Source organism: Acinetobacter sp. LT1 (assembly GCF_059800965.1).
Genome location: NZ_JBBAXE010000002.1, coordinates 56933 through 70191, shown reverse-complemented (window position 1 = coordinate 70191; position 13259 = coordinate 56933). Strand labels below are relative to the sequence as shown.

The following is a 13259-nucleotide window of genomic DNA, read 5'->3' as shown; positions in this document are numbered from 1 at the left end:
ATGACTCCTCTATTTATATTCAGCATACTTTTGCACAAGACAATGACTGACGTAGGCAATTCATACTCTGATTCAACATATTTCAGTATTTGATTGAAGTTACGCAAACCATATTGCTTAAGTATCTTGAAAAAAACTTGACCTCAGACCACTTAAGCCACAATTTGAAGTCAACTTATTGGTCTTATATTTCAGGGTTTCACTACTCTTTTTTTCAATAACTCAAATTTGTTACCATTACACATCTGGAGTGACTCCAAATCGCTTTATACTATGGATGCCAATTCTCAAAGTTCATCCAGTTGTGTTCTTTTCTTGAATGACATTCATTTTTAAAAGACTTGAAATTGGTTAGATGACCAAACGTAAAATATTACTGATTTTTTAAGGGTTTAATACGCATGAATAGCGCTGAAATCATGGCTGACTTATCTTCTCACACACCTATGATGCAGCAATATCTCAAAGTTAAAACGGACTATCAACATGCGTTGCTGTTCTACCGTATGGGTGACTTTTATGAACTCTTCTTTGAAGATGCTCATTTAGCAGCCAAGCTTTTAGGCATCACATTAACCCATCGTGGTAAAGCCAGTGGCCGACCTATTCCAATGGCGGGTGTTCCCTATCACTCGGCAGAAGGTTATTTGGCGCGACTTGTTAAAGCTGGGCGCACGGTGGCTATTTGTGAACAAGTTGGAGAAGTAACAGGTAAAGGCCCTGTTGAACGTAAAGTTGTTCGTATTCTGACCCCGGGTACATTAACTGATGATGCATTACTCAGCAGTTATCAATCATCTAATCTCGTTTCATTGTGCATTCATCAAAACCAGATTGGTTTTGCTTTACTCGACTTGAGTGCAGGCATTTTTAAAGTTCAACAACAAGATTACAAGCCAGAGCAATTGCCTATTGAACTTGCGCGTTTAATGCCAAGTGAAATCTTGATTGATGAAGACTTGGTCGATACCAATATTATTGAACAAATTAAAAAGCATTTAGATTGCCCTGTTACTAAACGTCCAAATGTAGACTTCAACCTAAATAATGCACAAAAAACCTTATGTGACCAGTTTACAGTATCAACACTTTCAGGTTTTGGTTTAGACCCATTACCTTTAGCCAAGGCTGCTGCCGCTGCGCTTATTCACTATGCAAAAGAAACCCAAAAAACTGCATTACCGCATATTCGTTCAATCCAACTTGAACAAAGTACAGACTTTATTGCGCTCGACCCAATTACACGTCGCAACTTAGAAATTATCGAGCCATTATTTGAACACGGAACATCATTATTTCAACTAGTAAATGACTGCCAAACTGCAATGGGTGGCCGTCTATTAAGCCGCACACTCATGCAACCTGTGCGTGATACTGCATTGCTTGATGCTCGTTTAGATGCGATTGAGCAACTCATTCAGGGATATCACGAAAACCCAGTTCGGTTAGTGCTTAAAGAAATTGGTGATATTGAACGTGTGCTTAGCCGCGTTGCGCTAGGCAGTGCACGACCACGTGATTTGGTGCAACTTCGTCATGCATGCGCACAAATTCCAGCTTTAAGAACGGCGTTAACTCCAGTCATTCAAGCGAAGAAATCTAAATTATTAGTTCAACTAGATGAAGAACTTGGAGATTTCAAAGCACTTCATCAACATTTAATGGCAGCGATCGTTGAAAACCCACCGGTATTACTTCGTGATGGCAATGTAATTGCAGAAGGACATGATGCTGAGCTTGATGAATTACGCCAAATTCGTGATCATGCAGGTCAATTCTTAATTGATCTAGAAATTAAAGAGCGTGAACGTACAGGGATTAATACCCTTAAAATCGGTTATAACCGTGTAAGCGGTTACTACATTGAACTGACTCGTGCTCAAGCAGAACAAGCGCCAGCCGACTATATCCGTCGTCAGACTTTAAAGAATGCTGAACGCTACATTACCCCTGAACTTAAGAGTTTTGAAGATAAGGTCCTGTCGAGTGAGTCACGTGCACTCTCTCGTGAAAAAGCATTATTCGAAGCTTTGCTTGAAAACCTTCGCGAAAATATCGCTCACTTACAAATGATGAGTTCAGCAATTGCTCAAATTGATGTCATTGCAAACTTTGCTCATCAAGCACGTTTAAACAATTGGGCGCGCCCTGAATTTACTCCGGAAACGGGCATTAAAATTCAGGCTGGTCGTCATCCTGTCGTTGAAGCATTAAATAAAGCACCATTTACCCCAAATGATACTTTCCTTGATGCTCAGCACCGCATGGCAATTATTACTGGTCCAAACATGGGCGGTAAATCAACCTTCATGCGCCAAACGGCATTAATCAGTTTACTTGCTTATTGCGGTAGCTATGTTCCGGCTAAAGCCGTCAAACTTGGTCCAATTGACCGCATTTTTACCCGTATTGGTTCAGCCGACGATTTATCTACAGGCAAATCTACCTTTATGGTCGAGATGACAGAAACTTCGCAAATTCTGCATCATGCCACCAATCAGTCGTTGGTGTTAATGGATGAGGTTGGCCGCGGAACCAGTACCTATGACGGTTTATCTTTAGCATGGGCATGTGTGGTCGACTTAACCAAGCGCGTAAAATGTTTATGTTTATTCGCGACTCATTATTTTGAGTTGACCGAACTTGGTAGTGAAGCAGGAATCGATAACTATCATGTCACGGCGCAAGAACTGAATGGCAATCTGATTTTATTACATAAAGTTCAGCAAGGCCCTGCGAGTCAAAGTCATGGTTTACAAGTTGCAAAATTAGCAGGTATTCCTGCCAATGTTATTAAAGAAGCGCAGAAGCGTTTACGCATTTTAGAAAAACAGCAGCAACAACATCTACAAACCAGCTTTCAAAATGATTTGTTTGCTCCACCAGATGCAAACTCTGGTTCACAAATCATAGAGAAAGTTGTCGAGATCGAAGTTTCATCCCCTGCTCTAGATTTGCTTAAGCAAATTGAAGTCGATAACTTATCGCCTCGTCAGGCGCTTGAACAACTCTACGAGTTAAAAGCTGCACTCAAATCTTAATAAAGCACTTCCGAATAAGCAGGCTTAGGTCTGCTTATTCATATCGGAGAATAATATTTATATGATCTTAAGATCTTTACAAAGTTCAGAAATCGATCTTATTTGGCAACAGATTAGCCGCCGTGAATTAATCACTCAAAACTACATACAAAAAAAGCAAAATCTAGAATTGGTTGATTGTTTTTTTGATGTACAAAATTGGGACTCATACCATCTAGAAAATGACCCACCTAAACTCAAACAGCTCTTTGTACAAGGTTCAATATTTGTCGGTGCATTTGACGCCTCTGAAAAACTCGTTGGTGTGAGTGTAGTCTCAAATCAACTTATAGCGAATTACCCCCAAGCGAAATTACTCCATTATTTCTATGTCGATGCAGACCAGCAAGGTCAAGGCATTGGTGCTAAGCTTATGCAAGCCGCAAAAGAGTCCGCCAAGCAACTCGGTGCAGACCAACTGTATATTTCAGCAACCCCAAGTCGACGCACTGTAGACTTCTATATGAAGCATGGCGCGCAACCGTTAAGTGCTCCAGATCAACAACTTTGGCAGCTCGAACCTGAAGATATTCATTTACTATGTAAGCTTTAGCTCTAAAAATTTAAGGTTTTCTAAGCAAAAAAGCCGTAAATCAAAATTTGTAAAACAAAAAATGAAAAGTTAAGGTATTTATTAAAATAGATGCCTTGACTTAAATGACATCTAAATAATTAAATAAAATATTTTTTAAGTTATTGTTTTATAAAATATATTATTATTTTAATTTTATAGACTACGCTCTGCTAAGTTTACAAGATATGTTTGATTATCAACGTATTAACTTATCTTCATATGCATGAATAAAGAATATCAATAAAAGCAATTGTTTGTTTACCCCTTTTTTGCCTAAAATAAGCTATTCGAAATGAAACCATATTTTTTAGGTAGCTGTCGCCATGACCTTTGTTGTCACTGAAAATTGTATTAAATGTAAATACCAAGATTGCGTAGAAGTTTGTCCTGTAGACTGTTTTTACGAAGGTCCGAATTTCCTAGTGATTAATCCGGATGAATGTATTGACTGTGCATTATGTGAACCAGAGTGCCCGGCAAATGCAATTTTCTCTGAAGATGAGTTACCTGAAGGCCAAGAAGTATTTATTGAATTAAATGCTGAACTTTCTCAAAAATGGCCTAACATTACTCAAATTGGCGATCAACCAGCTGACCGTGAAGAATGGAACGGCAAACCTGATAAATTACAATATCTTGAAAAGTAATTTATAAAAAGATCAGCAACTGCTGATCTTTTTTTATACCCTATTCAAACATTTCATTGCAAATTCCTCGTAATTTGTGCACTGTTTTGCATTAAAATACCCGCAATATTTATAAGTGCTTAATTTTTCTTATGCGGAAGTTTTTGCAGAGTCTGGCGCCCTTATGCATAATCCCAGCGGTTATGGTAGGTTGTGTCAGCTCTCCCCAACACACAACAACAGGCAAAACCTCTCCAAGTGGTAAACGAATCTTTATTCCACAAGAGCGCGTTATTATCGAGCGCCCAATTCCCCCTAAAGTTGAGCCTGCATCTTATCGAAGTTGGTTAAGTTCTGGTGAAAATTACCAACGTGTTCGTGAATACGAAAAATTCTTAACCCGAAATAACGTTGCAGGCATTGTGCCAAGCTTTGAGCTATTACGTTCAGCACGTGATTGGCAAAAATGTGGCCGTTCTGAATATGCTGTACCTAATCGCGAGCTATGGGGAAATTCTTTATCTACCCTACGCGTATTTAAATATTTAGTTGCAGCAAAAGTTCTTACCGACTTTGAAGTGACCTCGGTTTACCGAGACTTACCTTTAAATGAATGTGCAGGCGGCGCAAGCTCATCTAAACATTTATTTAACTCGGCAATCGATTTCCGTATTGGTCCTGAGTTCCCACAAGCTCAAGATTATGCATTTATCGAAAACACCAAGTTTAAACTTTGTCAGTTCTGGGCTCAGCATGGTCAAAGCTTAAATATGGGTATTGGTCTATATAGTTCAGGTCAAATTCATATCGACACTCAAGGCTATCGTACTTGGGGACCTGACCTCACCCGCAACAGTTCAATGTGTAATTTCTAATAAAAAACTCCTTTCAACTGAAAGGAGTTTTTTTATTGTTCATTTCCCAATCAACCAAAATTTCTTGAACCGAAGATTTTTGCACTCTAGGCATAAACGTTTAAAATAGCCCGATCAACATATAGGTAAATTTGATTATGCAGCAGATGTGGACAGACATTGACCAATATATCGATTCACATTTAATTCCCGAAGACCCGCGACTCGAATATGCATTAAAGAATACCGATGAACACGGCTTTTCAAATCATCTTGCAGTAGCACCTAACCAAGGTATGTTCTTGCAGATGCTTATTCAAATGAATAAATGCAAACGAGTTTTAGAAATCGGAACCTTTGCTGCATATAGTACCATCTGGTTAGGCCGTGCCTTACCTGAAGATGGTTATTTACTCACCATAGAAGGCCGTGCTACTCACGCAGAAATGGCACAGAAAAATATCGATCATGCCAATCTTCCTGTAAAAGTTGATCTTCGAGCTGGCCGTGCTGCAGATATCCTTTCTGCGATTGATCCTCAATCTATCAAGCCTTTTGATTTTATTTTCATTGATGCAGATAAACAGGGTTATCCTGAATATTTAGAATTGAGTCTGAAATTCTCAAGATCAGGTACGATTATCGTACTCGACAATGTAATTCGTGCAGGTGATATTTTAAATCCTGACAATAAAAAACCGAGTATTGAAGGCATCCGTGAAATGTTTAAAGCTTTAGAAAATCATCCGCAAATATTGTCTTGTACAGCTCTGCAAACAGTTGGCTCAAAAGGTCATGATGGGTTCGCAATTGCAATTGTGAAATAATGGTTAAAAAATCATCTTTTTTATTTTATTATTTATAATCAATTAATTACTTTTATTACTGTTGCTTTTCCATATAGTTATCCACAAGATTTGCGGATAACTATATGCGAATCTCATCATTTAGCCACAAGTAATGGTACAGTCGCGTTTCGGAATATGGTTGTCGCAATACTTCCCAAGAAGAATTGATGAATTTTGCTATGACTAAATGCCCCTAACACAATAATTTGAATACCGTGTTCTTGTTGGTACTCTAAAATATTTTGTGCAACATCGCCATAACGGTAAACGGTGACTACATCTAGACCCGCTTGTTTAAGATAATGTTCTGGTTCATTTAATATTTCTGGATGATCACCTACATACACCAAATGACATTGCAGTGTTCGCAATAAGTCACTTTGGGCAATACGGCGCATCATTTTTTGGCAAGTTGGCGAATATTCATAAGCAAAGATAAATCGTGTTGGCACTTTAAAGTTTTCACCAATAGTCAAAACCGTACAATTTGCACCACGAATGAAGTTTTCAACATTACTACCGATTGGTTTATGTTTCTCGGCTGCTCTTTCCCCGACTCGACCTAAAATAACGATGTCATTTTCATGTAAGAGATTAAAACTTTGTTCTAAAAAATCACCTTTTTCTTGAATTTTTGAACTGGTAATTCCGTGTTTTTCTTGAATAAGATCAGAAATATGGCGGAGTAAATTATTACTATAGTCTAACGCGAGTTCACTTTGTTTTTGCTCTAGCTCAGCTAACTCTTTTAGCAGCATTGCATTGCTTTCAAAGCCGATTACCCCACTAATTTCACCAAGATGATAACTGGCTGGGTAATAGTCCAGAATTTGTAATAATACAAGTTCCCGTCCGGTTGCTTTAGCAACCCATGCTGCTGCATCAGCAATAGCATTAATACACGGTGATGAGTCAATACACGCAATAACACGATTCATGTTAGCCTCTCTTCTTCAGGTCTTTTGCCTTGGAGATTATTATTAAAACTTAGCTTTAACTTAACATAGATAAAAATTGGTATGTTAAGGTTTATGTATAAAAACCAACTTTTTTGTTTAAAGATCAAACATTTTATTACATTCTTAAGACTGTATTATTCTCTTAAGCGAATAAATTTTGCGGGATTTCCGCCGACAATATGGTACGGCTCAACATCTTTAGTCACCATACTATTCATCCCGACTACAGCATGTTTACCGATTTTAATACCGTCTTTGATCCCCACATGTGCACCCAACCAAACATCTTGCTCAATTTCGATTCCTTTGGACGTAACTGGCTGCTGGTAAAGTGGACGGTCTAGTTGCATCCCATGGTCAAATGCATATAAATGACAATACGCGGCAATACGGACTTGGTCATGCAATTTTATGCCCGTTCGTCCCCCATCTAAAATACAATGATGGTTAATCGCGACTTCATTGCCGATTTCCAGCGGTCCATGCAATGTGCAATCAGCCGCAATAAAACTATTATCCCCAATAATAATTTTGCGGCCTGGTTCAGCAAAGATATGTGCTAGCGGTGAAATAAAACAATTTTCACCAATCTCAACGGTTTCCATATCCATTAAATAAGCTTGATATTCTTTTTGCCACTCTTCAGCCCAAGCACGGTTTTTAGGTTTTAAAGTCCAATATAACCATGGCATATAGTTTAAGCGGTGCTTATGTTGCTCACGATATTTCAGTAAGGAATCAGTCATCAGTTAATTCCTCTTCAATTTTTAATTCTTCACGACCACGTGTTACGTCTCTGAGTTTTAAGGCGAGCGGTTCAATTTGATGTATCTGTAGTCTCGCTTCGATATCTACACCTGTTGCTGTGTAGGTTTCCTGATATTCAATCTGTTGTTGAGTCAATTCATATTGAAATATCGCCCACTCATTAAAATGACAAGAAAAGTGAATCGTCTTCTTTGCAATCAATTCAATACGTTCAGCCAACAATAAACATTGTCCAGCACAGCCACCGTATGCTCTAACAAGGCCACCCGTTCCCAGTTTTATACCGCCATACCAGCGGTTAACCATTACAATAATATTCGTCAGGTCATTCCCTTCAATGGTCGCCAAGATTGGACGGCCTGCTGTTCCTGACGGTTCACCATCATCGTTAAAGCGTACGTTATGCCCAATCTTCCACGCCCAACATTGGTGAGTGGTCGAGATATCCTTGTTGTATTCTAAAAATTCTTTAACCTGCTGTTCATTTTCTATTGGCGCAGCAATCGCCTGAAATCTACTTTTTTTAATTTCTTCTTCAAATGTAATCTGTGATGCAATCGTAAAAGCCATAAATAAGATAAAGCACAATAAAAATCAAATTATAACGTGAATTTAATAGAATCAAACCTATAAAAAAAGCCCCGAATCTCGGGGCTTTTTTTATTATCTTTCTCGTAACGCTTCTTTGGCTTTATTAAATGGTTTAAGTAAGTAATCGAGTACTGTTTTTTGACCAGTACGAATATCTACTGTTGCCACCATACCCGGCGTAATACCAAACGCTTTACCTTCTTTATTGTAAAGCTTGTCGGAATCAGTGCGGATATAAACACGATAATAGAATTGGTCCTGTTTTACTTCATCACGAATGGTGTCTGGTGAAATAACCGTAACCTTACCTTTTAAACCACCATAAATTGAGTAGTCATAGGCAGTGATCTTAACCAGTGCTTCTTGTCCCGGACGAATAAAGGCAATGTCACGCGGTAAAATACGCGCTTCAATCAGCAATTGCTCATCAATCGGTACAATGGTCATTAGTTTACCGTTTTGTGGAACAACACCACCACGGGTAGTGACTGCAATTTCTTTTACAACACCACGTACCGGTGCTCTGAACACTGCACGATCTAAACTGTCACTACGACCCAGTACGATTTGTTGTTGCGTTTCGCTATCGGTATTGGCTTTCGATAACTCTTCACGGGCTTTCACATAGTACTGGTTCTGTGCATCATTCATTTTGTTTTGCAAATCATTTGCTTCACGACGTAAACGTAAAACCTCAACCTCACTAGCTGCACCTTTAGCCACGAGCGGTTCTGTCATCGCCAGTTCTTGTTGCACAAGTTGCAACGCCTGTCTTAAACCTGCAAGGGTTTGTTCAAGATCAGCACGACGCGAGCGATATAAAGCAGTTTCTTCTTGTACTAACTTTGGTTCTTTCATCACAATTTCAGGAAAAACTAAAGGTGTACCGTTTACTTCCGCACGCAAACGCGCTGCTGTCGCTTGAGCAGAGATCAGTAAAGATTTTGATTCACCAACATTAGAGGCAAAACGGGTTGGATCGAGCTGCGCAAGAATTTCGCCCTTTTGAACAATGTCACCTTCTTGTACATTCAGCTTAGTTAAGATACCGCCTTCTAAAGACTGGATGACCTGCTCTTTAGATGATGGAATGACTTTACCTGTACCAGTAGAAACTTCTTCAAGTTTAAATACCCAAGCCCAGATAAAGAAAATAACCAAGCCAATGCCGACAATCCAGATCACTAAACTGGCACGTGGTAAGGGTGGCTCACTATAAGATACATTCATTGAACGGGTGAGTTGTTGTTCTTGTTGTGGTTCGCTCATGAATTACCCCCTTGGCTCACTTGTTTTTGTTGGGCTGTTGATTGATTGAGTACCTGATCTCTTGGACCGTCCATCACGATTTTGCCTTCATTCACGACAATAATACGGTCCACCAGTTCTAATACAGCGCGGCGGTGGGTCGCAACGACCAAAGTACGATGTGCCAGCCAACCTTTTAAATGATCAATCAGTTGTTTCTCTGCCACGTCATCAATGGCTGCTGTCGGTTCGTCTAACAATAAAATGTTCGGTTGACGAATCAATAGACGAGCCAGTAACAGCGCTTGTTTCTGACCACCAGAGAAACCAACACCACCTTCTAAAATCAGGTGATCTAACCCTTCTTTTTTCTCTTGAACAAAAGGTAATGCACCTGTCACTACTAGCGCACGAAGAATCTCTTCATCCGTTGCAAGCGGCGCACCTAAAGTGAGATTTTCACGAATCGTACCGTAGAAAAGATGCGCATTCTGGTTCAATAAACCCATATCACGACGTACATCAGACGGATCAATTAATGAAAGATCGAGACCATCTAAATGTACTGCGCCTTGAGTTGGAACTTGCATACCAGATAAAAGCTGGAGCAGTGTCGATTTACCCGCACCGTTACGCCCCAATATGGCAATTTTTTCACCAGCACGAATTTTTAAATGACGGATTGCCAAACTTGGTTTCGGGTCTTCTTCTCCATATTGGAACAAGACATTTTTTAATTCGTAATCGCCATTTAAAACTGCTTTGTGTACCAGATGCGAACGGTCTGCCTGATCGATCGGACGTTGCATAAGCTCATCAAGGCTTTGTTTGGCAACTTTTGCTTGCTGTAAACGACCTAACACACCTGTAATTTGTGCAATCGGTGCCAACATACGTGAAGATAAAATTGAACAAGCCACTAACGCACCTGTGGTCATTTCACCGTCCATTACGGCAAAACATCCTACCAACACCACAATTGCATAGGTCAAACCTTGAAGCATTTGAGTCCATGCCATTAAGGTACCGACGATTTTACGCTGTCTCATCCCGATATCGGCTGAAACCTCGTTCATGTGGTTCCACTGGTTTTGGAAGCGAGACTCAGCACGTAATAGCTTAATGTCTTCAATACCCTGCACCGCTTCAACAAGAATAGCGTTACGGATTGAAGATTCTCTCATACCTTCTTGTGCGAGTTGCGCTAGCTTCTTCTGTGCCAGAATACCCGGCAAAAGCATAAGTGGCACAACCAGCAGCATCACCCAAAACAGTTTTCCACCAATAATCGCAAAAATGATCAGGAAGAGGAAAAAGAACGGGAAATCGGCAATTGCACTAATGGTGGTTGAAGTCACCAGCTCACGAACACCTTCGAGCTCACGAATCTGGGAAATAAAACTACCTGTAGATTTTGAACGGTCTTTATTCTTGATACGTAAGGCATGACCAAATACACGGTCAGACACCCGTAAGTCAGCACGCTTACCAATAATATCGGATAAGTACACGCGTGATATACGTAAGGTAAACTCAAAAAGTGCTGCAATCAGTACGCCACCTGCCAACACCCATAAAGTCGGGATAGACTGTGAAGGTACAACACGGTCATACACTTGCATTGAGAAAATAATGGTTGCCAGTGCCAATACGTTGGCAATCAGTGAGGCAAACATAATATCAACGTAGCGTTTCCAGTCTCTTAAAACAATCGACCAGAACCAACTTGCTTCGTATGGTTTGATATATTCGTCAATACGTGCATCGGGAATAGACGTTTCAGGACGTAGGATATAGACATTCTTAATCGTTGTTTTTAAGACATCTAAGCTTAAATTTTGGGAAAGGCCGTGATCTCCACTAAACTGGATACTAACATTTCCTTGAGTATCGGCCTTATCAATTACACCAACTTGTCCGTCGTTAAACTCGACCATGACCGGTAAACGCCATGGGTTAAGTAAATCTAATGAAAAAGGTACTTTACGTAAATTGAGTCCAACCTGACGGGTCATTAACTGCAAAACATCATCAAGGTTTTGATTTTGGTTCCAGTCAAGTTGTAAACGAATTCTTTCTTCTGAAGGCTCAATTCTATAATGTTTAGCAATCGTTAAGACCGCCTGTAACCAGGGCTGGTAATTTATTTTTGTCATCATGGTTGTACTTCGAACCCCTGAATTGAAATATTATTTAAGTCATAAGCTTGGCGGGAACGTCCTGTTGCTGCAATGTACTGAACAATACTGCTGTAGATGTCATAACGTGCAGTTTCAAGTTCTGAATTGGCACTATGAATCGCTTGTTCAGCATTCAATAAGTCAACCAATGAACGGGTACCGAGTTTGTACTGCTCTTGATAAAGTTCGCGTGTACGAACTGTTGTCGCTTGGCGGTTGGCTAAAACCTGCATTTGACGTTGTTTATTTTCAATTTGCTCACGGCTGGTTCTGATCTGATCGAGCACATCCAGATACACAGAATTCACTTTAGATTTAGCGGCTTCCTCTGCATAACTCGCCATTTTTACCTGAGAAGAAACTGCCCCACCTTGATAAAACTGGCTGGTGGCTTCAAGCATGATGGAACTATATAAACCGTCATCTTCATCATTGTTTGGGTTTTTTCCATTAATGGCCTGACTCACCGAGCCTTTCACTGCCAAAGTTGGATAGCGAGTTAAACGGGTCTGTTCCTTTTGAGCTTTCGCCACTTCAATGCCCGCTTGTGCTGCGATCATTTTTGGAATGGTATTAAACTCAGGTTCACCATATAGGTCAGACACTTTCACCAAATCATCTGAAATAATCCAACCTGTACGTGAAACATCACCACCCAACAATGTTCTTAAATGTTGTTGGTACTGACGTAGTAAAGATTGCTGTGCAATCAAACCGGACTGTGCAGCTTGTAAATAAGACTGAGCTTGGATTGGGTCAGCCTGACTGCTAATACCAGCATTTGCACGTAAATTAGCGATTTCCTGAATTCGCTGAATACCCGCAATTTGTTGCTCGGCAATTTTATTTAATTGAAGATAGCGCTGAATGTTGATAATCGACTGAGCCACATCAAGTGCAATATCGTCAATGCTGACCAACACATTCGCCTGTTCGACTTGAAGTTTGGCTTTCTCAACCGATACACCTGATTTGACTTTACCAAAATCATAAAGCATTTGAGTTGCGTTTAAAGTCAATAACTGCCGACCACGCTCGCCACTACTCAAGTCACCTGTGGTAATACCACCTGAAATTTGAGGATAGTAACCTGCCTTTGCAACATCAATACCGGCGTTTTGGCCAGCTAAAGTTGAAATGGCTTGGGAAATATCAGGGTTACGCTGAATCGCGATTTTCACCGCTTCCTGCAGAGTCATTTTCCTTGATGGCAAATTTGAATAAGATGAAGCTGCTCTATCATTGAGTTGAACAGTCGGGAACTCCTGCACTCTAGAACGATCTAGCCTAAAATTACTCAACTCTTGCATCTTAGCGACTTTAAATTCATCACTACTTTTAGGGGCAAAAAGTTGTGATAAGTTGTCTTTTAATGTGTGATATTGCTCACTTGGTTTAGCGGCATATATCACCATAGGTACATGCAGTGAAGTTAAAAGCATCAACCCTTTCAGGAAAGTTGGCTTTTTACATGTCCTTTTTACTCTTCTCTGGTTATATCCAATCATGCTTGTCTTGTTGATCTTGTTTG

General features: G+C 40.0%; 11 protein-coding genes. 5 read left to right on the top strand and 6 right to left on the bottom strand.

The window, feature by feature from the left end:
• The first annotated feature begins 401 nt into the window (after positions 1-401).
• The 5 genes from mutS (at position 402) to WBW42_RS02055 (ending at position 5961) form a co-directional block, all read left to right on the top strand.
• The gene (gene mutS / locus WBW42_RS02075; RefSeq protein ID WP_032056559.1) at positions 402-3041 is read left to right on the top strand and encodes a DNA mismatch repair protein MutS; all 2640 of its coding nucleotides are present in this window, start codon (positions 402-404) and stop codon (positions 3039-3041) included.
• Positions 3042-3102: 61 nt separating this feature from the next.
• Positions 3103-3633 (top strand): GNAT family N-acetyltransferase, encoded by a 531-nt coding sequence (locus WBW42_RS02070; RefSeq protein WP_032056561.1) that lies wholly within the window; start codon positions 3103-3105, stop codon positions 3631-3633.
• 344 nt (positions 3634-3977) lie between these two features.
• Positions 3978-4301, top strand: a complete 324-nt coding sequence (fdxA, locus tag WBW42_RS02065; RefSeq protein WP_002051033.1) for a ferredoxin FdxA — start codon at positions 3978-3980, stop codon at positions 4299-4301.
• A 131-nt stretch (positions 4302-4432) separates the two neighbouring features.
• Entirely contained in the window at positions 4433-5155 is a 723-nt protein-coding gene (locus WBW42_RS02060; RefSeq protein WP_191113159.1) for a D-Ala-D-Ala carboxypeptidase family metallohydrolase, read from the top strand.
• 137 nt (positions 5156-5292) lie between these two features.
• Positions 5293-5961: an O-methyltransferase gene (locus WBW42_RS02055; RefSeq protein WP_032056562.1), complete on the top strand. Its 669-nt coding sequence runs from the start codon at positions 5293-5295 to the stop codon at positions 5959-5961.
• A gap of 116 nt (positions 5962-6077) precedes the next feature.
• Here the strand turns inward: WBW42_RS02055 and WBW42_RS02050 are convergent, their stop codons facing one another.
• The 6 genes from WBW42_RS02050 to WBW42_RS02025 all read right to left on the bottom strand — a co-directional run bounded on the left by WBW42_RS02050 (position 6078) and on the right by WBW42_RS02025 (position 13170).
• Positions 6078-6920: a universal stress protein gene (locus WBW42_RS02050; RefSeq protein ID WP_002115820.1), complete on the bottom strand. Its 843-nt coding sequence runs from the start codon at positions 6918-6920 to the stop codon at positions 6078-6080.
• Between the two features lie 155 nt (positions 6921-7075).
• Complete coding sequence (locus WBW42_RS02045) at positions 7076-7687, bottom strand: chloramphenicol acetyltransferase CAT (protein WP_002115833.1); 612 nt, start codon at positions 7685-7687, stop codon at positions 7076-7078.
• Entirely contained in the window at positions 7680-8279 is a 600-nt protein-coding gene (locus WBW42_RS02040) for an IMPACT family protein (protein WP_002115804.1), read from the bottom strand. Before WBW42_RS02040 ends, WBW42_RS02045 begins: the two co-directional genes overlap by 8 nt.
• Positions 8280-8372: 93 nt before the next feature.
• A complete protein-coding gene (locus WBW42_RS02035; protein ID WP_017399974.1) occupies positions 8373-9569 on the bottom strand; it encodes a beta-barrel domain-containing protein in 1197 nt (398 codons plus the stop codon).
• Positions 9566-11707 carry a type I secretion system permease/ATPase gene (locus WBW42_RS02030; protein ID WP_032070621.1) on the bottom strand — a complete coding sequence of 714 codons (2142 nt, stop codon included), beginning with the start codon at positions 11705-11707 and terminating at the stop codon, positions 9566-9568. Before WBW42_RS02030 ends, WBW42_RS02035 begins: the two co-directional genes overlap by 4 nt.
• Positions 11704-13170: a TolC family protein gene (locus tag WBW42_RS02025; RefSeq protein ID WP_005076852.1), complete on the bottom strand. Its 1467-nt coding sequence runs from the start codon at positions 13168-13170 to the stop codon at positions 11704-11706. The genes WBW42_RS02030 and WBW42_RS02025 overlap by 4 nt, the downstream gene beginning before the upstream one ends.
• Positions 13171-13259: the final 89 nt, after the last annotated feature.